Source organism: Bacteroides sp. MSB163 (assembly GCF_036416795.1).
In the GTDB taxonomy this organism is placed as follows: domain Bacteria; phylum Bacteroidota; class Bacteroidia; order Bacteroidales; family Bacteroidaceae; genus Bacteroides; species Bacteroides maternus.
In genome coordinates this window covers 6,320,133-6,341,140 of record NZ_CP143867.1, presented here as the reverse complement: position 1 = coordinate 6,341,140, position 21,008 = coordinate 6,320,133, and the positions used below count along the sequence as shown (strand labels likewise).

At 41.5% G+C, this 21,008-nt stretch carries 25 protein-coding genes and 1 tRNA gene; 14 read left to right on the top strand and 12 right to left on the bottom strand.

Features of this window, described 5'->3' with window-relative positions; genetic code table 11:
* Positions 1-280 precede the first annotated feature (280 nt).
* Genes VYM24_RS25010 through VYM24_RS25000 form a run of 3 tightly spaced genes read left to right on the top strand, consistent with a single transcriptional unit; the run spans position 281 to position 3,147 of the window.
* Complete coding sequence (locus tag VYM24_RS25010; RefSeq protein WP_291553081.1) at positions 281-1,042, top strand: methyltransferase; 762 nt, start codon at positions 281-283, stop codon at positions 1,040-1,042.
* Between the two features lie 39 nt (positions 1,043-1,081).
* Positions 1,082-2,302: an NADH:flavin oxidoreductase gene (locus VYM24_RS25005; protein WP_330941133.1), complete on the top strand. Its 1,221-nt coding sequence runs from the start codon at positions 1,082-1,084 to the stop codon at positions 2,300-2,302.
* The gene (locus VYM24_RS25000) at positions 2,302-3,147 is read left to right on the top strand and encodes an SDR family oxidoreductase (protein WP_291553085.1); all 846 of its coding nucleotides are present in this window, start codon (positions 2,302-2,304) and stop codon (positions 3,145-3,147) included. Before VYM24_RS25005 ends, VYM24_RS25000 begins: the two co-directional genes overlap by 1 nt.
* A gap of 55 nt (positions 3,148-3,202) precedes the next feature.
* Here the strand turns inward: VYM24_RS25000 and pfkA are convergent, their stop codons facing one another.
* The 4 genes from pfkA to porQ all read right to left on the bottom strand — a co-directional run bounded on the left by pfkA (position 3,203) and on the right by porQ (position 7,039).
* Entirely contained in the window at positions 3,203-4,183 is a 981-nt protein-coding gene (gene pfkA / locus VYM24_RS24995; RefSeq protein WP_007210387.1) for a 6-phosphofructokinase, read from the bottom strand.
* Positions 4,184-4,357: 174 nt separating this feature from the next.
* Positions 4,358-5,230 (bottom strand): 4-hydroxy-3-methylbut-2-enyl diphosphate reductase, encoded by an 873-nt coding sequence (locus VYM24_RS24990; RefSeq protein WP_044271710.1) that lies wholly within the window; start codon positions 5,228-5,230, stop codon positions 4,358-4,360.
* A gap of 128 nt (positions 5,231-5,358) precedes the next feature.
* Positions 5,359-6,048 (bottom strand): (d)CMP kinase, encoded by a 690-nt coding sequence (cmk, locus tag VYM24_RS24985; RefSeq protein ID WP_291553088.1) that lies wholly within the window; start codon positions 6,046-6,048, stop codon positions 5,359-5,361.
* Positions 6,049-6,073: 25 nt separating this feature from the next.
* Positions 6,074-7,039: a type IX secretion system protein PorQ gene (gene porQ / locus VYM24_RS24980; RefSeq protein ID WP_299088720.1), complete on the bottom strand. Its 966-nt coding sequence runs from the start codon at positions 7,037-7,039 to the stop codon at positions 6,074-6,076.
* Between the two features lie 206 nt (positions 7,040-7,245).
* Here porQ and VYM24_RS24975 point away from each other — a divergent pair, with 206 nt between their 5' ends.
* The 9 genes from VYM24_RS24975 to VYM24_RS24935 all read left to right on the top strand — a co-directional run bounded on the left by VYM24_RS24975 (position 7,246) and on the right by VYM24_RS24935 (position 13,213).
* Positions 7,246-7,932, top strand: a complete 687-nt coding sequence (locus VYM24_RS24975) for an energy transducer TonB (protein ID WP_291553092.1) — start codon at positions 7,246-7,248, stop codon at positions 7,930-7,932.
* Positions 7,933-8,012: 80 nt separating this feature from the next.
* The gene (locus tag VYM24_RS24970; protein ID WP_299088718.1) at positions 8,013-8,987 is read left to right on the top strand and encodes a polyprenyl synthetase family protein; all 975 of its coding nucleotides are present in this window, start codon (positions 8,013-8,015) and stop codon (positions 8,985-8,987) included.
* 18 nt (positions 8,988-9,005) lie between these two features.
* On the top strand, positions 9,006-9,719 hold the full coding sequence (locus tag VYM24_RS24965; RefSeq protein ID WP_330941132.1) for a hypothetical protein: 714 nt from the start codon (positions 9,006-9,008) through the stop codon (positions 9,717-9,719).
* Positions 9,716-10,495, top strand: coding sequence for a TatD family hydrolase (locus VYM24_RS24960; RefSeq protein ID WP_330941131.1), 780 nt, complete (start codon positions 9,716-9,718; stop codon positions 10,493-10,495). The genes VYM24_RS24965 and VYM24_RS24960 overlap by 4 nt, the downstream gene beginning before the upstream one ends.
* 162 nt (positions 10,496-10,657) lie before the next feature.
* Positions 10,658-10,745: transfer RNA gene (locus VYM24_RS24955), tRNA-Ser, on the top strand.
* Positions 10,746-10,824: 79 nt separating this feature from the next.
* On the top strand, positions 10,825-11,628 hold the full coding sequence (locus VYM24_RS24950) for a MotA/TolQ/ExbB proton channel family protein (RefSeq protein WP_330941130.1): 804 nt from the start codon (positions 10,825-10,827) through the stop codon (positions 11,626-11,628).
* Positions 11,629-11,633: 5 nt separating this feature from the next.
* The gene (locus tag VYM24_RS24945; protein ID WP_330941129.1) at positions 11,634-12,119 is read left to right on the top strand and encodes a hypothetical protein; all 486 of its coding nucleotides are present in this window, start codon (positions 11,634-11,636) and stop codon (positions 12,117-12,119) included.
* A 36-nt stretch (positions 12,120-12,155) separates the two neighbouring features.
* Positions 12,156-12,749, top strand: a complete 594-nt coding sequence (locus VYM24_RS24940; RefSeq protein ID WP_330941128.1) for an ExbD/TolR family protein — start codon at positions 12,156-12,158, stop codon at positions 12,747-12,749.
* Positions 12,749-13,213 carry an ExbD/TolR family protein gene (locus VYM24_RS24935; protein WP_007210400.1) on the top strand — a complete coding sequence of 155 codons (465 nt, stop codon included), beginning with the start codon at positions 12,749-12,751 and terminating at the stop codon, positions 13,211-13,213. The genes VYM24_RS24940 and VYM24_RS24935 overlap by 1 nt, the downstream gene beginning before the upstream one ends.
* 61 nt (positions 13,214-13,274) lie before the next feature.
* Here the strand turns inward: VYM24_RS24935 and VYM24_RS24930 are convergent, their stop codons facing one another.
* Positions 13,275-13,811 (bottom strand): GNAT family N-acetyltransferase, encoded by a 537-nt coding sequence (locus VYM24_RS24930; RefSeq protein ID WP_330941127.1) that lies wholly within the window; start codon positions 13,809-13,811, stop codon positions 13,275-13,277.
* 31 nt (positions 13,812-13,842) lie between these two features.
* Positions 13,843-15,120: an IgA Peptidase M64 gene (locus VYM24_RS24925; protein ID WP_330941126.1), complete on the bottom strand. Its 1,278-nt coding sequence runs from the start codon at positions 15,118-15,120 to the stop codon at positions 13,843-13,845.
* A 253-nt stretch (positions 15,121-15,373) separates the two neighbouring features.
* Between VYM24_RS24925 and VYM24_RS24920 the strand changes: the two genes are divergently transcribed.
* Positions 15,374-15,850 (top strand): Lrp/AsnC family transcriptional regulator, encoded by a 477-nt coding sequence (locus VYM24_RS24920; RefSeq protein WP_044271724.1) that lies wholly within the window; start codon positions 15,374-15,376, stop codon positions 15,848-15,850.
* A gap of 3 nt (positions 15,851-15,853) precedes the next feature.
* Here the strand turns inward: VYM24_RS24920 and VYM24_RS24915 are convergent, their stop codons facing one another.
* The 6 genes from VYM24_RS24915 to VYM24_RS24890 all read right to left on the bottom strand — a co-directional run bounded on the left by VYM24_RS24915 (position 15,854) and on the right by VYM24_RS24890 (position 20,185).
* The gene (locus VYM24_RS24915) at positions 15,854-16,342 is read right to left on the bottom strand and encodes a dihydrofolate reductase (RefSeq protein ID WP_330941125.1); all 489 of its coding nucleotides are present in this window, start codon (positions 16,340-16,342) and stop codon (positions 15,854-15,856) included.
* Between the two features lie 18 nt (positions 16,343-16,360).
* The gene (locus VYM24_RS24910; protein ID WP_291554624.1) at positions 16,361-17,155 is read right to left on the bottom strand and encodes a thymidylate synthase; all 795 of its coding nucleotides are present in this window, start codon (positions 17,153-17,155) and stop codon (positions 16,361-16,363) included.
* A gap of 128 nt (positions 17,156-17,283) precedes the next feature.
* Entirely contained in the window at positions 17,284-18,468 is a 1,185-nt protein-coding gene (cls, locus tag VYM24_RS24905) for a cardiolipin synthase (RefSeq protein WP_330942294.1), read from the bottom strand.
* Positions 18,469-18,691: 223 nt separating this feature from the next.
* Positions 18,692-19,021 (bottom strand): DUF5056 domain-containing protein, encoded by a 330-nt coding sequence (locus VYM24_RS24900; protein WP_291554626.1) that lies wholly within the window; start codon positions 19,019-19,021, stop codon positions 18,692-18,694.
* Positions 19,005-19,553 (bottom strand): RNA polymerase sigma factor, encoded by a 549-nt coding sequence (locus VYM24_RS24895; RefSeq protein ID WP_299088701.1) that lies wholly within the window; start codon positions 19,551-19,553, stop codon positions 19,005-19,007. The genes VYM24_RS24900 and VYM24_RS24895 overlap by 17 nt, the downstream gene beginning before the upstream one ends.
* Positions 19,550-20,185, bottom strand: coding sequence for a DUF6249 domain-containing protein (locus VYM24_RS24890; protein ID WP_330941124.1), 636 nt, complete (start codon positions 20,183-20,185; stop codon positions 19,550-19,552). Before VYM24_RS24890 ends, VYM24_RS24895 begins: the two co-directional genes overlap by 4 nt.
* A 481-nt stretch (positions 20,186-20,666) precedes the next feature.
* On the opposite strand from VYM24_RS24890, the gene VYM24_RS24885 reads away from it, so the two are divergent.
* Positions 20,667-21,002 carry a hypothetical protein gene (locus tag VYM24_RS24885; protein WP_044271733.1) on the top strand — a complete coding sequence of 112 codons (336 nt, stop codon included), beginning with the start codon at positions 20,667-20,669 and terminating at the stop codon, positions 21,000-21,002.
* The last annotated feature ends 6 nt before the right edge of the window (positions 21,003-21,008 follow it).

Genomic DNA, 21,008 nt, shown 5'->3' with positions numbered 1-21,008 from the left:
AACGGTATAGAAATGAGGTAAATGATTTTAGCCTATGTATTCAATCTCTTAGACGCAGATGACACGGATGACACAGATTTAAAGGCTGTGCTGTCACATCAATAAATAAAAAATCTGCGTCATCCGTGTCATCCGCGTCTAAAAAATAAATCATCACTTCATTCAAAACCTTACATTTTTGAAATAATTTGCTAACATATTTGTAAACTAATTAGGGCGAGGAAGTTTTCTTTTTCTCCCCTTTTTATATATCTTTGCCCATACTTAAATCGAAACAAGTATGGAACAAGGGACTTTTCAGCTATTTCTTGGTGCAATGAGCATCATCGCACTGTTTGTTTTTATCGCACTTTATTTTGTCAAAGCGGGATATGGAATGTTCCGAACTGCATCTTGGGGCATTTCTATCAATAATAAGTTGGCGTGGATGCTGATGGAGGCACCTGTGTTTATTGTGATGTTATTACTTTGGTGGAATTCAGCACGATATAATTCAATTGTTCCTTTAATTTTCTTTCTCTTATTTCAATTGCATTATTTCCAGCGCGCCTTTGTGTTTCCTTTCCTGCTGAAGGGGAAAAGCCGTATGCCGCTTGCTATTATGATGATGGGAATGTTGTTCAACCTCCTGAATGGCTTTATGCAAGGAGAGTGGCTCTTTTATCTGGCTCCTGAAACTATTTATATGCCGGACTGGCTGAAGACTCCACAGTTTATTCTTGGAGTATTGCTGTTCTTCACCGGAATGGGAATCAACTGGTATTCGGATTATGTAATCCGCCATCTTCGTAAACCGGGAGATACGCAGCATTATCTGCCATCGCAGGGGATGTATCGTTATGTCACCTCTGCCAATTACTTTGGTGAAATTATAGAATGGGCAGGATGGGCTATATTGACATGGTCGCTTTCCGGACTGGTTTTCCTATGGTGGACAGTGGCTAACCTGGTTCCTCGTGCTAATGCTATCTGGCATCGCTATAAAGAAGAATTTGGAGATGCGGTAGGAAACCGGAAACGTGTTTTTCCGTTCCTATATTGATTTCTCTCACTTATAAATCACAAATCATAAATAATACTCATGAGCAAGTTATTTACTCCTGTAACTTTGGGCCCGCTGACTTTGCGGAATCGTACCATCCGCTCAGCGGCATTTGAAAGTATGTGTCCGGGTAATGCCCCTTCGCAAATGTTGCTTGACTATCATCGTTCAGTTGCGGCTGGTGGTGTTGGAATGACTACTGTGGCTTATGCAGCTGTCACCCAAAGTGGTTTGTCGTTCGACCGCCAATTATGGATGCGGCCTGAAATTATCCCCGGATTAAAAAAACTGACCGATGCTGTACATGCCGAAGGTGCTGCTGCGGCTATCCAGTTGGGACATTGCGGCAATATGTCGCACAAAAGCATCTGTGGTGTTACTCCTGTCGGAGCTTCCAGCGGTTTCAATCTTTACTCACCTACTTTTGTTCGTGGCTTGAAGAAAGAAGAACTGCCTGAGATGGCACGTGCGTATGGTCGTGCTGTGAATCTGGCTCGTGAAGCTGGTTTTGATGCCGTTGAAATACACGCCGGACACGGATATTTGATTTCTCAGTTTCTTTCTCCTTATACCAATCGGCGTAAGGACTGCTTCGGTGGGTCCTTGGAGAATCGAATGCGTTTTATGGATATGGTAATGGAGGAGGTGATGAAAACTGCCGGAACTGACATGGCTGTATTGGTAAAAATGAATATGCGCGATGGTTTCCGTGGTGGGATGGAAATAGATGAGGCAATGCAGGTGGCAAAGCGCCTGGAACAATCAGGAGCTCATGCATTGGTACTGAGTGGAGGTTTTGTAAGTAAGGCTCCTATGTATGTGATGCGTGGTCAGATGCCTATCCGTTCTATGACTCATTATATGAATTGCTGGTGGCTGAAGTATGGAGTACGAATGGTAGGGAAGTGGATGATACCTACCGTTCCTTTCAAAGAGGCTTACTTTCTGGAAGATGCGCTGAAATTTCGAGCAGAAATAAAGATGCCATTGGTATATGTAGGTGGCTTAGTTTCGCGTGAGAAAATAGATGAGGTACTGAATGATGGTTTTGAAGCTGTACAGATGGCACGTGCCCTGCTTAATGAACCGGGCTTTGTCAACCGTATGCGTGAAGAGGAGAAAGCACTCTGTAATTGTAAACATAGTAATTACTGTATTGCACGGATGTATTCCATTGAAATGGCATGCCATCAGCATTTGAATGAAGAACTTCCGGCCGGCTTGAAGCGGGAAATTACAAAAATAGAAGCAAAAGGATAATGAAACAGAAACTTGCAGTTATAACCGGAGCAGATGGTGGCATGGGAATGGAGATTACACGCACTGTTGCTGCCGCCGGATATAAAGTCATTATGGCGTGTCGTGATCCTGAAATCGCAGAAGAGAAACGTCAGTTAATAATGCGGGAAGCAGGAAATGTAGCATTGGAAATAGTACCGGTCAATCTTGCTTCTTTATCTTCTACGGCTTCTTTTGCCAATGAACTTCTTCAGCGTGGAGAAGCTATCACCTTGTTAATGAACAATGCTGGTACTATGGAAACGAAACGTTGTATCACCGAAGATGGATTGGAACGTACAGTGAGTGTCAATTATGTAGCTCCCTATTTGTTGACCCGTAAATTGCTACCATTGATGGGAAAGGGAAGCCGGATTGTAAATATGGTGTCCTGTACTTATGCCATTGGTAAACTGGATTTTCCTGACTTCTTTTTGCGTGGAAAGAAAGGTGCTTTCTGGCGTATTCCAATTTATAGTAATACGAAGTTGGCATTGACTCTGTTTACAATAGCTCTATCGAAGAAGGTGAAAGAAAAAGGAATTATTGTCAATGCAGCTGATCCGGGTATTGTTTCCACCAAAATCATTACGATGCATATGTGGTTTGATCCGTTGACGGATATCTTTTTCCGCCCTTTCATACGTACACCTCGCCAAGGAGCAGCGACAGCCATCAGTTTGTTGCTGGATGAAGATGCGGGAAAACGTACCGGAACATTGAATGTAAGTTGCCATCCTAAACAGCTCTCAGAGAAATTCTTTCATCATGTACAGATGAAGGAATTATGGGATAAGACAGAAGAAATTGTAGCAAAATGGCTATAATGCAAAAGCGCGGATGAAATTCATCCGCGCTTTTGTATATTTCACTATATTCTAATTAAATAGAGAGTTCTCTCAATACATTTACCAAGTCTTTCTTGATTGGCTTATCATTCTTGATAGCTTTGGTGAAAGGAACGTATACCACTTCGTCATGTTCGATACCGACCATTACATTGCGTTGTCCATCCATGATGGCATCGATAGCTGCCGCACCGAGTCGGCTGGCAAGGATACGATCGTGGGCAGTAGGGCTTCCACCGCGTTGCAAGTGTCCAAGGATAGTAACACGTACGTCGTATTGAGGATATTCATTTTTCACACGCTCTGCAAAGTGCATGGCTCCACCTGTCAGTTCGCTTTCCGCAACAATTACAATACTACTGTTTTTGGATTTACGGAAACCGTTTTTGATGAATTCTTCCAGTTGATCGACTTCCGTACTGAACTCCGGAATGATAGCGGCCTCTGCACCTGAGGCAATAGCACCGTTCAAAGCTAGGAAGCCGGCATCACGTCCCATTACTTCCACAAAGAACAAACGTTCGTGAGAGGTTGCCGTATCGCGAATTTTATCCACAGCGTCCAGAATGGTGTTCAAAGCTGTATCATAGCCGATAGTCGTATCTGTTCCGTACAGGTCATTGTCAATAGTACCGGGTAATCCGATACAAGGTACATCAAACTCTTGTGCGAAAATACGTGCACCTGTTAATGAACCGTCACCACCAATGATAACCAAGGCGTCAATGCCTTCCTTTTTCATATTATCATACGCAATCTGGCGTCCTTCGGGAGTCGTGAACTCCTGGCAACGAGCTGTTTTCAGGATAGTACCACCTAATTGTATAATATTACTTACGTTCTGGCTTTTGAATTCTTTGATTTCACCGGTTACCAAACCTCTGTAACCTCTATATATACCTTTGACTTGTAATCCGTTGTAAATAGCAGCACGTGTTACCGCGCGAATAGCAGCGTTCATTCCCGGTGCATCGCCACCGGATGTTAAAATACCTATGCACTTAACTGTTCCCATAACAATCTTTTAGTTTGGTTTAAATAATCGATGCAAAAATAGTGCAAGTTGTGAGCAAAAGCAAAATGTTTTTTGATTTTGCCGAAACGCAGCCTATTTTCGCTTGGCAAAGATAGCAAAAAGCTGAGGGCGTGATTCATATTTAACGTTAATTTGTTGTTTCAAAACGGTGACTTATTGTCCTGTAAGTCGCGATTGAATGGTCTTAGAAATTTCTTCCATCAGCCATTTGGGAGTGGAGGTTGCTCCACATACTCCGATAGAGGAAGCTCCGGTAAGCAGAGAACTGTCTATCTCTTCAGCACTGTCTATCAAGTGGGAATTTGGGTTGACTTTTTTGCACTCGCTGAACAACATTTTTCCATTGGAACTTTTCTTGCCACTCACAAAGAATACCAGGTCGTGTGAAGCGGCAAATTTCCGTATGTTCGGAATTCGATTGGCTACTTGTCGGCAGATGGTATCATAATATTCGAATGTGACATCAGGCGAGATATGTTCTTTGATGTATTCTACGATTTTCTGGAATTCGTCCAATGACTTTGTTGTCTGCGAATATAAACGGATGCTTCTGGTAAAATCCAGTTTTTTAGCTTCTTCCAACTTTTCTATGACAATTGCTTCTCCGGTAGTTTGTCCTACTAAACCAAGGACTTCCGCATGGCCGGTTTTTCCATAGATAACGATTTGTTTGTCCTCGGTATCTTTTTGAGTATATTCTTGCTTGATTTTCTTTTGTAAGCGGAGTACTACCGGGCAAGTGGCATCAATGATTTCAATATTATTGCGACGGGCAATTTCATAAGTTTCGGGCGGTTCTCCATGGGCACGCAGCAAAACTTTGGCATCGTGCAAATGATTAAAGTCATCATGATTGATAGTGATGAGGCCCATCTCTTTCAGGCGCTCCACTTCACGGCTATTGTGTACGATATCTCCCAGGCAATATAAAGTGCCTCCATTGGCTAGCTCTTCTTCAGCTTTATTTATTGCAGTGACTACACCGAAGCAGAAGCCGGAGCCTTCATCTATTTCTACTTTTACCATAATATAATATGTTGATATAGAGATCGTAAACAGACCTTTGGAAGGGCTACACCCTTTACGGTCCAAGGCTACACCCTTTGTCTTGGATGGCTACACCTTTTACAGCATATGGCTACACCCTTTTTCCTTTATCTCTTAACGATCTTATTGAATTGCTCTTGTAACCATTTCTTTTGTTGAGGAATAGTCATGTCAGTATTGTCCAACAGCAATGCGTCATCTGCTTTGCGAAGCGGGCTTACTTCCCTATTCTGATCGATATAATCCCGTTGCTTTACGTTCTCAAGTATTTCATCAAAACTGGCTTCTTGTCCTTTGGCCTTTAATTCATCATAGCGGCGTTGCGCACGGATTTCGGGCGTGGCAGTTACAAATATTTTTAGTTCAGCATCTGGAAAAACCGTAGTTCCGATATCACGTCCATCCATGACAATACCTTTGGAATTGCCCATTGCTTGTTGCTGTGCTACCATTGCTTCGCGTACAAACCCTAAAGTTGCAATGGGACTAACATGGGAAGAAACTTCCATGCTGCGGATTTTATTTTCTACATTTACTCCGTTCAGATAAGTATCCGGACGCCCGGTTTCAGGGTTTAATTGAAAGGAGATATGGATATTATCTATTTCTTTTCGAAGTCTTTCCGTATCGATGTCATTTCCCTGAAAGATGTCGTTTTCTATACTGTATAAGGTGACTGCACGGTACATGGCACCACTATCGATGTAGATGTAGCCTATTTCACGGGCAAGGTCTTTTGCCATAGTACTTTTTCCGCAAGAGGAAAAGCCATCGATTGCAATAGTTATCTTTTTCATATTTGAGTTATACTATATATATATATTATAAGGTATATGATAAATTAAAAATGAGTGAGGATGAACTCACATGATATTTGGCGTATGCCATTCCCAGTTTCAACCGCTTTAATTGAATACCTGTACCACAGGTAAAACCTGCCCAATGACTGGAACCGTTTATTTTCATTTCTTCTCCGCGGCGGAAATTATATCCGGCTGCCAGATAAAAGTTGTTGGTTGGCAGGAAGTCAATACCAAGGACAATATGATTTAACAATTTCTTTCCGAAATTGTTTGCCGCCGTGGCTGAGGCGCTCCAGTGTGTCAGGTCATGTAGGGTAAGGGAAAGCCGGAACGGAGCATGTGACAATCGTTTGCTGAACCCCAATTGTACATCAACAGGTAATTTCTCATGCCGTTCCTCGAAGGCTTTAAGCTGTCCTCCCAGGTTGCGTGCAACGAGCGAGGCGGAAAAATCGGACTCCTGATGATAGTAGTTTAATCCCAGATCGACACCGATGGCAAATGAAGAATATTTATCATAGTGGGAGTAAATGAAATTGGTGCGTACGCCTCCACTCCAATAATCACTTAAATCATAGGTGTAAATACCCGATATAGAGATATCTTTGGCGGAGAAAGTTCCGGTTTCAATATTTTCTTCAGTCGTTTCTTTAAGTTCTCCATAGTCTACATATTGTGCGGTTATCGCCCAGGTGGAACGCTCACCGGCAGTACGTGCAAATGCGGCTCCACCAACGTTGACACCGTTCATGTAAAGCATGTAGTTCAGGTTGAGAGTCTTATCCGCTACGCAGGAAAGAAGGGCCGGATTCTGGACAGCCATAGTCAAATCATCCTCTATAATAGAAGTGTTTTCTCCACCCAATGCTGATGCATGGGCAGAAAAAGGGAGTTTCAGAAATTGAAAGGCGCTGGTTCCGTCTTGTGCACGTAAAACGGAGAAAATCAGGAGTAGTAGCGCCGTTATAAATGACTTTTTCAACATTTCATTTAAAATTATTGCCAAAGATACGGTATTTTTAAAATATCTCGTTACATTTGTGGCACAAAAGCACAGGTGTGCTTTCTGAAGGATAAAAAAAACAAAAATGGGTGCATATTGTCTTAAAAAAGATAGTACGGCTGAACGTTTTGCGGAAAAAGTGCTATATTTGCCCAAAATGAGAAACACGTTAAAATAATATTATAATTATGGAAATTAAGAAAACACCTAAAGCAGATTTGGAGAACAAGAAATCGACTTGGATGCTTATTGGTTATGTTATTGTGCTTGCCTTTATGTTTATTGCATTTGAATGGACAAAGCGCGATATCAAAATTGATACAAGCCAGGCCATTACTGATCTCTATTTTGAAGAAGAAATGGTTCCTATCACTGAACAGGAAGAAAAGGTTGCACCTCCTCCTCCAGAAGTAGCTCCGATTAACGAAACTTTGGAAATCGTAGCTGACGATGCTGATGTAGAAGAAACAGTCATTGCTTCTTCTGAGGAAACTGGTACAGCAGTAGAAGTGAAATACGTGCCTGTAACAGTTGTAGAAGAAGAGCCGGAAGAACAAACCATTTTTGAGGTTGTAGAACAAATGCCTGAATTCCCGAATGGTGGTATGGCTGGTTTGATGCAATTCTTGAGCAAGAATATCAAATATCCGACTATCGCACAGGAAAACGGTACTCAAGGTCGTGTAACAGTACAGTTCGTTGTTAACAAGGACGGTAGTATTGTAGACGCCAAAGTCATAAGAGGTGTTGACCCGTATCTGGATAAAGAAGCACTTCGTGTGATTGGTACCATGCCGAAATGGAAACCTGGTATGCAGCGCGGTAAACCGGTACGCGTTAAATATACGGTGCCTGTAATGTTTAGATTGCAGTAATACGTTATCTATATAAAAGAGGAGGCTGCTTTTGGGCAGCCTCTTTTTATTCCCACTATTCTCCTAAATTTACTATCATTATGTTTACAGCTTCCGAGCTTCTCGAAAAATTTAATTCTCATATTGCTGGCTTACAATTTACGCGTACTCCGAAAGGATTGTATGCTCCGGTAGAATATGTATTATCTATGGGTGGAAAAAGAATTCGCCCGGTGTTAATGTTGCTGGCTTACAATTTGTACGAGGAAGACGTGACCCGTATCTATGCTCTGGCCACAGGTATCGAAGTTTATCATAATTATACCCTTTTGCATGATGATTTGATGGATCGTGCGGATCGCCGTAGAGGAAAAGAAACTGTTCACAAAGTTTGGAATGATAATACTGCTATCCTTTCGGGAGATGCGATGTTGGTGCTTGCCTATCAGTTTATGGCAGAATGCCCTTCGGCTTTTCTGAAAGAGGTTATGGATCTTTTCAGTTTGACGGCACTTGAAATTTGTGAAGGCCAGCAAATGGATATGGAGTTTGAGCAGAGGAATGATGTAACTGCAGAAGAATATTTGGAGATGATTCGTCTGAAAACTGCTGTGTTATTGGCGGCGAGTCTGAAGATTGGAGCTCGTTTGGGGGGCGCTTCGGTAGAAGATGCTGATCGTTTATATGATTTTGGTATGCATATAGGTGTTGCCTTCCAGTTGAAAGATGATTTGCTAGATGTATATGGCAATGCTAAAGTGTTTGGAAAAAATATAGGTGGGGATATTCTCTGCAATAAAAAAACATATATGCTGATTAAAGCATTAGAGCATGCGAATGCGGATCAGTATAACCAGTTGAATAGCTGGATAAACGCAGAGACTTTCCAGCCGGCAGAGAAAATTGCAGCAGTGATGGAACTGTATGACCGGATCGGTGTAAAAGCAGTTTGCGAAAATAAGATATTGGAATATAGCAACCGGGCAATGGAAAGCCTTGCAGCTGTTAGTATTGCAGAAGAAAAAAAAGAAGAACTGAAAAAGATAATAGAAAACTTGATACACAGAGAAGTTTAACTGTGCTTTTTTGTAACTATGCCTTATAGAAGATTACCAAATACAGACCAGGCGAGAATACGGGCACTGAAAGCAGTGGTTGCAAAAACTGATACCCATAACCTCTATGATTTGGCAGTTTCTTTAAAGACGTTGACTGAAGCTCGGAATTTCTTGATGAGATTTGAAGCCGCCCAATCGTATTATGCCCAGTGCTTTGAACGTCAGTCGCAAGCAGGGCGTAAGCATCAGGCCAATGTAAAGATGGCTCGTCTGTATGTCTCTCATTTCATTCAGGTATTGAACTTGGCTGTTATTCGCTCGGAGGTGCGTGCGGTCCATAAATCTTATTATGGTTTACCGGCTGATAGTTCAAACGTACCGGATTTATCAACGGAGGCAGCCTTGGTGGAGTGGGGACGAAAAATTATTGATGGAGAAACCAAGCGGACTTCTCAAGGGGGAATTCCTATTTATAATCCTACTATTGCGAAGGTTAGAGTTCATTATGATATTTTTACAGATAGTTATGATCGACAGAAAAATTTGCAGGCTTTAACTGCCCGTAGTTTAGATTCTCTTTCTGCTATGCGAACTACTGCAGATGAATTGATCTTGGATATATGGAATCAGGTGGAAAAAAAGTTTGAAGATGTTTCTCCCAATGAAAAACGATTGGAATTATGTCGTGATTACGGGCTGATTTATTATTATCGTACTGGTGAGAAACGAATAGAAAAAATAAACGAATGAGATTGATAGATACACATTCCCATCTTTTTTTGGAGGAGTTTTCAGAGGATCTCCCACAGGTTATTGAACGTGCACGTGCTGCTGGAGTTACTCATATATTTATGCCCAATATTGATAGTACGACTATTGAAGCAATGTTGTCAGCCTGTAGCATTTATAAAGGATACTGTTTTCCTATGATCGGTTTGCATCCTACTTCTGTCAATGCCAATTATGAAAAAGAATTGGAAATAGTTGCTCGCGAATTGGAGTTTTCTAAGGAATATGTTGCTATAGGGGAGATAGGCATGGATCTTTATTGGGACAAAACTTACCTGAAAGAGCAGCAAATAGTACTGGACAAGCAAGTCAATTGGGCTTTGGAATATGATCTCCCTGTAGTAATCCATTGCCGGGATGCCTTTGATTATATATATAAGGTGCTGGAACCTTACAAAAAGGCTCCTTTAAGAGGAATATTTCATAGCTTTACAGGAACAGCAGAAGAAGCCACCCGCATATTGGAGTTTTCCGATTTCTTCATTGGAATTAACGGTGTGGTTACTTTTAAGAAGTCCCACCTTCCGGAAATTTTGGCAGGAATACCATTAGAAAAAATTGTTCTTGAAACAGATTCTCCTTATCTGACTCCAGTCCCGAATCGTGGTAGGAGAAATGAAAGCGCCTATGTGAAGGATACTTTGATGAAGGTTTCTGAAATTTACGGAATGTCTCCTGAGGCTGTTGGAGACGTTACTTCGGAAAACGCTTTAAAAGTGTTTGGAATGCTCAAATAACATCGGAAAGATTTTAAAGTTTATTAATTTTGAGATTTTATTAAAGATAAAACGGGGAGAATGAAGGGCAAGAACGAAAAAAAGAATACATTTGTAGCTGAAAACGCTTGTGGTTCGCATTTTTTTTGTAATTTGCAGCCGTTTTTGAAAGAGGCCTCTATTGGAGAGATGCTCGAGTGGTTGAAGAGGCACGCCTGGAAAGCGTGTATACCTCTAAAGGGTATCCGGGGTTCGAATCCCCGTCTCTCCGCAGGATGAAAGAAAAAACAAAAACAATAAATGAATATAATAAACAAATTAATTAATTAATCTTAAAAATTAGACACACAATGAAAAAGTTATTTGCAATTGTTGCTGTGATGGGAGTCTTAACATTTGGCTCAACTCAACTTGCTCAGGCTCAAGATGCTCCTGCAGCGGAACAAACAGAACAAGCTGCTCCTGCAGCTCAGGCGGCTTCTGCCGGTGATGCTACTGTAGAAGCTGAAGAAGGTGGTATTCACAAGGAAATTAAAACTAAGTTTATTGAAGGTACTGCATCTTTCATGAGTTTGGTTGCTATTGCTTTGGTTATCGGTCTTGCATTCTGTATTGAACGTATCATTTATTTGAGCTTGGCTGAAATCAACACAAAGAAATTCTTGGCTGCTATTGAAGCTGCTTTGGAAAAAGGCGACGTAGAAGCTGCTAAAGACATCGCACGTAATACAAGAGGTCCTATCGCTTCTATTTATTACCAAGGCTTATTGAGAATCGATCAAGGTCTTGACGTAGTTGAGAAGTCAGTAGTATCTTACGGTGGTGTACAAGCCGGTTACTTGGAAAAAGGTTGTTCTTGGATTACGCTGTTCATCGCAATGGCTCCGTCTTTAGGATTCTTGGGTACTGTAATCGGTATGGTGCAGGCATTTGATAAGATCCAACAAGTAGGTGATATCTCTCCGACGGTTGTAGCAGGTGGTATGAAAGTTGCCTTGATTACAACTATCTTCGGTTTGATCGTTGCTTTGATTCTGCAGGTATTCTATAACTATATCCTTTCTAAGATTGAGGCTTTGACCAGCGAAATGGAAGATTCTTCTATCACTTTGTTGGACATGGTTATCAAATATAACTTGAAATACAAAAAATAAGAGAAATGGCTAAATTATCATATAGAGTATCATATTATGTACTGTATGTTTTGTTCGCTGCTATTTTAGTAGTATTGGGTATATTCTACTTTGGTGGAGATGCTCAAGGCGATGCAGTACTGATGGGTGTTGACCCCGAAATGTGGCAGCCTGCACAGACAGATAGTATGCTGTATTTAATGTATGGTTTGTTTGTTTTGGCTGTTGTTGCAATGGTAGCTGGATTTATTTTACAGTTTGGTACAGCATTAAAAGATAATCCGGTAAAGGCTTTGAAGTCATTGCTTGGCGTCATCTTGTTGGCTGTTGTTATGATCGTTGCTTGGTCTATGGGTAGTGGGGAACAGATGAATATACCAGGTTATAGTGGAACTGATAATGTTCCGTTCTGGTTGAAGGTTACTGACATGTTCCTGTATACTATTTATTTCTTACTGGGAGCAACTGTTCTTGCAATGCTTTTCAGTAGTATTAAAAAGAAATTATCATAATCGATTGAGGGAACTCAATCTAATGGAGTAATTACAATGGCAAAAGGAAAAAGAAAAGTTCCTGATATAAACTCAAGTTCTACAGCGGATATCGCTTTCCTATTGTTAATCTTCTTCTTGATTACGACTTCTATGGATACGGACCGTGGTTTGGCAAGACGTTTGCCGCCACCACCCGAACAAGACCAAAAGAAGGACGATTCGGATAAGGTTAAGGAGCGTAACGTAATGACAGTCTTCCTGAACATGAACGACCAGTTGATGTGTAGTGGAGAATATGTTAGTATAGATCAGTTGAGAGATAAAGCAAAAGAATTCATTGCCAACCCGTATAATGATGAGTCTAAACCGGAAAAGCATGCGAAAGACATTCCTTTCTTCGGGACTATGCAGATTACGGAAAAGCATGTAGTTTCTTTGCGTTGTGACCGTGGTTCTTCCTATAAAGCATACTTAGCAGTTCAGAACGAATTGGTAGCTGCTTACAATGAGTTGAGAGATGAATTAGCTCAGGAAAAATTTGGAAAGAGCTATGCTGCTTTGGGCGAAGACGAGCAAAAAGCAATTCGTGATGTATATCCTCAGAAGATCTCTGAGGCAGAACCTAAAAAGTACGGAGAAAAGAAGTAATGGGAAAATTTAATAAGACTGGTAAACGCGAAATGCCTGCGTTGAATACTTCTTCTCTGCCTGACCTTATCTTTACTTTGTTGTTCTTCTTTATGATTGTAACAACAATGCGTGAGGTAACATTAAAGGTTGAGTTTAAGGTTCCGCAAGCTACTGAGTTGGAAAAACTGGAAAAGAAATCTTTGGTTACGTTTATCTATGTAGGAAAGCCTACAGCTGAGTTCCGTAAGAAACTGGGTAATGAAAGTCGTATCCAATTGAACGACAGCTATGCTGAAGTTGCTGAAATCCAAGATTATATTATTGGTGAACGTGCCAGTATGAAGGAAGAAGATCAACCACAGATGACTGTTTCTTTGAAAGTAGACCAAGATACGAAAATGGGTATCGTAACAGATATCAAAGAAGCTCTTCGTAAAGCTTATGCATTGAAACTTAACTATTCTGCGCAGCCGCGTCAGTAAGAAGTTAAATCAAACTATATAAATAAAGGGTGCTTATTTCGAATAGGCACCCTTTATTTTTTTATTCTTGTACGTTATATACTTCTCGATATATAGAGTTTTTTACTGTTTCAAAATCCCTTTCACACTCTAAATTTCCGTGTGCCATAAGTAGCATCGGTAAATAATCATCCCCGGGTCTGTATGGAGGCTGAAGATATGGTTTCTCCCAAAGAGCAAATCCTTGGCGCTTGTAGAAATTAATACGCCTTTGGGCCATTTCTTCTTCCGGCATTTCCACTTCCAGAACAATAGGATGTTGAAGTAACTCGCATAAATGATTTAAAACGTTCTTTCCATGTCCACCATTACGCTGGGCCGGATCAATAGCAAAGTGTTCTACGTAATAGAATTTGCCGAAAACCCAATAGGTAATGAATCCTACAGGAGTATCATGGTGGAAAATAATATTGTTATAGAAATGAGGTTTGCTATCAGTGTACAAGCGCAGTTCTTCTAACGGTCGGTATTCTTCAGGCGGGAAGGCGGAGGTTATTAACTGTTCCATGTACTCATACAAAAATCCATCAGCGGTGCTGATACGTTGAAGTCTGATCATAATGTTGGTCTTTAAAGTTTAGTTTCTCTTATTATTTGGTATAAAAATCAATGAGTCTTTGCAGTGATCGTTGGCATACCGGGCAGAATGTCGGATATTCATTGGTGCGCATACGGCAGTTATCAGCGGGGCGGAATATGCCTTTGGCTGAATATCCACCTCCTTCATATACTCCTACCGGATACTTTGCCCGTTCGTTGACAGGGGTAGGAATAGGAGTACCTCTAATGAGCATGTCTTCCCATTTAGAAGCGAAATCGATACGGGTACTTATGTTTTGTTCCCAAGGTTCTATATCCAATGGGTAGGTATCTGTCATGACATCATCGTCGTAGAAATATTCATCGGCCAATCCTCCGAAACTATGTCCGAACTCGTGTACAACTACCGGGCGGAACATTGGGTGGTGAGCTGTAGTCAGCGTATAAGCATTATAGATGCCACCACCTCCATACTCTTCAGTATTGGCAAGAATAATAATGTGTTCATATGGTATTCCGGCCAAAGCATCGTGTATGGATTTGACACGGCGGGTAGTCAGATAACGGTCAGAATAGAATGTACTGAAATGGGAATTAAAGGCTGTATGTTTCCATTCTCCCAAACGGGGAACACTCACCCCTGCGTCATCAGATGGGCTGGCAACAGCTATAATATTGAAGCGATTTTTCATACTCTTGAACGGTTCGTGTGAGAATAGGCTTTCACAGGCGATTTCCGCATCCTGATAGAATATGTTCATCTCTGCAGGAGTATATCCTTCGGCAAGAATGGCCACGTCGATGCACTTGTCAGTTTCACCATTCTTTAGCAGATATTTATGTGGAGTGATGTGGACAGTTCCTTTCTGATGAATAAGTATATCATCGGGGCGTACAGTGTGCGTCAGATGTGTACGCACTTCTTTTCTCGGGCTTAACAGGCTGATCTCTATTTCCACAGGACGGAGTGGGTAGGGCAGTAAGAAAGTATTTTCAAATCCTTTGGTGATAGCCTTGGCTTCGTCCGTTTCCAGCCACTCTTGAAAGAGGGAAGAAAAAGAAGTAGTATAGATTGTCTTTCCACTTTCCAAATCTTTCATGATGATTTGTCCATTACCTTGCAAAGGTAATTCAGCTAAATGATGACGCCTTCCGGCCCATGATGGAAGTACGGACAGTTCATCCAGACATACATTCTGACGGGCAGCATTTCCTGTAAAGATATAATCAATACGCAATGTTTTATCGGCAAAATACTCAGTGTAGTTTTGCGCATGGCTTGTTGTTATCATCAGTAAGCACAATGCAAGTACAAGATATTTTTTCATAACAATCTAATTTTGTAGTTATAGGCAAAGATAATGCAAATTGAGCGCAGAACTTTCATGCTCACATGAAAAAAATATGCCGAGATGCGGCTTATCTTCTTTTCACCCTGTTTATCGTAACTGTGGGTTTATTCATTTTTTAGCAAGAAAAGTAATAAATCGTATTTTTATTGGGAAAAATTTCGCTAACTTTGCACATTATCGTATGAGAATACGGTGAAGCAATCGTTATTTATTAATCATAAAATTAGAAATGGGACATCATCAATTGGATACTTTAGACGAGCAAATACTGAAATTGATTGCAGATAATGCCCGTATTCCTTTCCTGGAAGTGGCGAGAGCTTGCAATGTTTCCGGTGCAGCTATACATCAACGCATACAAAAATTGACGAATTTAGGTATCTTGAAAGGTTCGGAATACGTCATCGATCCGGAAAAAATCGGTTATGAGACTTGTGCCTATATTGGCATTTATCTGAAAGATCCGGAATCTTTTGACGCAGTGACAAAGGCACTTGAAGCTATTCCCGAAGTTGTGGAATGTCACTTTACGACGGGTAAATATGATATGTTTATTAAACTTTACGCACGCAATAATCATCATTTGCTGAGCATTATCCACGATAAATTACAGCCGTTGGGGTTAGCGCGCACAGAAACACTAATATCCTTCCATGAAGCCATAAAACGGCAGATGCCAATCATGGTGGAGGTGGATGAAGATTAGGAATTACTTACGGATATAATCCACAAATGCATAGGGGCAGGGATGTTTCTCGTCAACAAGATGAGATTCCCTGCTTTTTTCATGCCATATTGCGGACTCTACAGCAGGGAAGTAAGCATCTGCCTGAGATGCTTCTGCATCGATTTCCGTCAGGCAAAGCATGTCTGCCAATGGCATTGCCTGTTTATATACACTTGCTCCGCCGATAATATATACTTGTTCCTCAGGTTGACAGCTTTGCAAAGCTGCTTCGAGGGTAGGGAATACTTCTGCACCGGGGCATTGAGTCGCAAGATTGGATGAAAGCACCACATTCCTTCGGTTGGGTAGTGCGCCTTTAGGCAGGGACTCGAATGTTTTTCTTCCCATGATGATGGTGTTTCCTGTGGTCAATGCCTTGAAACGTTTTAAATCATTGGGAAGCCAGAATAATAATTTATTTTGGAAACCGATTCCTAAGTTGCGGTCTACGGCGGCAATGATACTAATCATGATTGGATGTATGATTTATTAAACAGAAACTTTACCTGCTATATGCGGATGCGGATCGTAATTTACCAATTCGAAATCTTCATATTGGAAGTCGAAGATACTCTTCACGTCCGGGTTTATCTTCATTTGCGGCAACGGACGTGGTTCGCGGGAAAGTTGCAGTTTGACCTGCTCCAGATGATTCAGATAAATGTGCGCATCACCGAGCGTATGAATGAAATCCCCTGCTTTCAGTCCGGTCACTTGTGCCATCATCTGCAACAGTAGGGCATAAGATGCAATGTTGAAAGGTACACCGAGGAAAATATCCGCACTTCGTTGATAGAGTTGGAGGCTCAACCGTCCGTTTGCCACATAGAATTGAAAGAAAGCATGACAGGGAGGAAGATTCATGTTGTTAATATCTCCCACATTCCAAGCGCTGACAATGATGCGGCGGGAATCCGGATTATGAAGAATTGTTTCTACAGCCTCACTGATCTGATCGATGGAACCACCTTTGTAGTCAGGCCAGGAACGCCATTGATAACCGTAAATATGTCCCAGATCTCCATTTTCATCCGCCCATTCGTTCCAAATGCGAACACCATGATCTTGCAGATACTTGGCATTGGTATCTCCATTCAGAAACCATAGCAATTCATATATAATTGATTTCAGATGCAGTTTTTTGGTAGTGAGGCAGGGAAAGCCATCATCCATATTGAAGCGCATTTGGTGTCCGAATACGCTGATTGTACCGGTTCCGGTACGGTCTTCCTTGTGTACGCCCTCGGTTAATACCCGATCGAGCAAGTCTAAATATTGTTTCATGATTGCAGATTACGAATTATAAACAACAAAAGGGACAATCTTTTTTTGCCTCGCCAAAGGTAACTAAACTTCGGCAAATAGCATAGAATAATTTTCAATTAAAAATTATTAGAGGAACGGCGGTATAATTAAAGGAACGGTGTCATTAAGTTACCCACCCAACCTACAAACTTCTTCCATCCTGAACGCTTTTTCCAAACTTCGGGAGTCAATAGCGTACTATTCTTTTTATCCCGTTCAAACATATCATTCAACTGGTGGGTGATTGTAGGATCGAAAATAAACGCATTCGTTTCAAAGTCATATCGCAGACTACGGCTATTCAGATTGGCCGTACCCACAGTACAGAAATTCCGGTCTACCATCATAATCTTGGAATGGTGGAAGCCTCCGTTAAAGAGATAAACTTTTGCCCCTTTCTTCATCAGCTTGTGTACGATATAGAAAGATGCTTCCGGGGTGAAAGGAATATCAGAAACGGCAGGTATCATGATTTCCACTTCAGTACCTTTTTTTAATGCATATTTAATGGCCTTCCGGATGGATTTGGTTGGTACAAAGTAGGGGTTCACAATCTGTATGCTGTGTTGCGCTGCTCCAATGGATGCTGCATAAGCGTGACTGATGGAGCGGGGAGTTTCCCTTGGTGTACGGTCTACTATGGCTATTTCTTCGGCTATACTTTCGGGGAGTTGCGGTATATCCGGAAAGTAAACGGGGCCGCCGATGTGCTGTTTAGTCTCCTGGTTCCACATAGTGAGGAAGATACCTTGCAGATAGCGCACTGCATCTCCTTCGATACGCATGTGCATGTCGTGCCACTGACCGATTTTGGGCAGTCCTGTGATGTAATAGTCGGCTATATTCATACCGCCGGTATATCCTATTTTGCCGTCAATCACTACGATTTTCCTATGATCGCGATGCATGGCATGATTGATCCATGGGAAGGTAATCGGGTCAAATTTCACTATTTCAATGCCCTGGCCACGGATTGCTTTCAGGTGATGTTTCTTTAATGGTTTGTTATTAGACCAGTTACCGAAAGCATCGAAGAGGGCACGGACTTCCACACCTTCCTGTACTTTTTCAGCCAGTAGGTCGAACAGGGCATTGGCTATGGAGTCATTGCGGAAATTGAAGTATTCCAGATGAATGTGATGTTTGGCGTGGCGTATTTCTTCGAAGAGATCCAGAAACTTCTCCCGTCCGCTCATCAGAAGCTTTACTTCATTGTTGGCGGTAACCGGAATGCCTTGTTGTTGTAGATAATGCATCACGAGCGAGTCACTGGTGGCGACTTGCGCGTGAATATTTCCTATAAAGAATAATGCAGATGATAATATGATGAATAATATTCTTCTCAAAACTTCTTACGCTTAGTTAGTTTTTCTAATTGAGTCGACAAAGATACAATTTATTGATGAGAAATGTTTGTTCAGTTAAAAAAAATTAGCCCTTGACCTGCAAAAAGCAGGCAAGGGCAAACTAATTTATTGTAAGGGCAAACGGATTTATTGCAAGAATAAATGAGCTTTATGCTAAAGAACAAATCTTGCGATATCCTAAGTAGACCAGTACTATTGCCACTATAATCAGTGATTTGGGATCGAGTTCCGTTGCACCGCTTTGTATGGCGCTGGTGAAAGTTTCGCGTAAGGCGCCCAGCACCAGCTGCAAGCCATCGAGAACAAAGAACAACACTACAGCAAGCGTAAAACAGAACAAGCTCCACAACTGCGAAATTCGGTAATACCGGTCGGGCAGGTGGTGCATCACACGACGGCTGAAGCCGTTATCTTCTATCTCTTTCCGATTGTCAGAGAAGAACTGCTGCAAAAGTTTATCATCAGTTGTTTTCGTCATAACCATTTTGTTTTAAGTAGGTAGCCATTTTTTCTTTCGCCCGCGAGAGGTGGCTTTTGACTGTTCCCGCCGGGCATCCCGTGATACCTGCAATCTTTTCTATGCTCTGATCTTCCATGTAGAACAAGGTGATACAGGTTCGTTCCATTTCTTTTAGTGTCGCCAGTGCCCGGTAAACGTCCATCTGTTGTCCTACGTCATCTTGGCTGGTGTTCCAGCGGGTATCCACTTCCCGGGTGTCGAGGTCAGCTGTCTCCTTCCGACTGCGAAGATAATCATAAAATACATTATATGCAATACGGTAGAGCCAGGTGGAGAAATTGGACAGGTTTTTGAATGAAGCTAGGTTGGTGTAGGCTTTGATAAACGTGTCCTGCGCCAGGTCGTCACTCAATTCGTTGTCGCCACAAGTCAGGTTGAGGAAGAACCGTCGCACGGGCGACTGGTACTTTTTCACCAACTGGTCGAAGGCCCTGGTGTTGCGAAACACCACGACCTGTGCGACTAACGATATATCGTTGAGTTGGCTCATCTCTCCCGGTTGTTCTTTTTATTAGAGTCTTGCGTATAATAGATAACTAATTGTCCGAATCCGGTGAACATGATCAGCAGTCCGACACAACCTACTCCAAAGTTCTCGGTAATGGCCCAGAGGAAGATGAACAATCCGATGCTGATGAAGATGTTTTTGATACCTTTGGTACGGATATCTTCTGTTTTCTCCGCATTCTTGAAGAAGTCTTCAGGCAGTTGTTGACCGCTCGAAAGAGCTTGTTCTGCAAGGCGGTATTTGGCTTTTCGATTTTTGTAATTGAAGAAGAATACCGTAAAGACGATGAGTAGCGGCAGACCGAAGATGAAGACGATGGCAGTAACTGAAATGATGGTTTCAGAGGTTTTGCCATCTAAATCGAAGTCCCAGTTCCAACCACTGCCGTTGTGGTGTTTCCATCCTTTATCGCTTTTGCTGTCTGAACCACTGCCTTCGTAGGTCATGATGCTGAGCGTATCGGTTACTGTCTTTCCGTCGATGGTAGTATCGCGCAGTTCAATCACGCGTTTTTTGTTCCCCAGACTGTCGTTTTCTGTAACCGTTCTGTTTTTTGCCTGTACCAGTGAACATAATGTCATGGCGGCGATGAGTGCTAAAATTATCCGTTTCATAATCATATTTTGTTTTATCTTTTATTGTTTCTTTGTGTGTTAGACGTATCATGTCAGTTAGAAAGTTGCAAAGAGACGATATTTTTTTGGAAAATCAGTATTATCTGAAAGTATTTGCAGATATTTATGATGTAAAAGGGGATGGTAGGATTGATTCTTATCGGAAAAGAAATGAGGTAAATGATTTTATCCTATGTATTCAATCTCTTAGACGCAGATGACACGGATGACACGGATTTAAAGGCTGCGCTGTCACATCAATAAATAAAAAATCTGCGTCATCCGCGTCTAAAAAATAAATCATCACTTCATTCAAAAACCGAACAAAAATGGATCAGTTTTATTTAATAATAATGTAATATCAGACTTCTTGTACTCATAAGATGTAGGTATTTTGCTCTATATCCGGTTAAAACAACTAAATCCGGTTGCTTCTTATTGTAATTAGTGTTACCTTCGCAAATCTATATTAAAACGCTTTTTGGAGAAGTTACGGAATATATTGAAATGGTTCCTTCCTTTATTATTTATCGCATATTTAGGAGGTATTACACTGTTTACTCACTCGCATGTGGTAAATGGGGTAATTATTGTACATTCCCACCCGTTCAAAGGTGAACATAGCCATACGGAAGCGCAGGTTGAAACGATATTCTTCCTTTCTTCTTTTGTAGCTTCTTCTCTACCTGCTATTCTTTTTGCCGCATCGGCTTTCCTTATTTTATTGCGTGTACTGAGTGTTCCGGCTGTAGAACATACCAAGTGCGTGCGAGTTCGTTGCGGCATCAGTCTGCGTGCACCGCCTGTAGTTCATTGACAATAG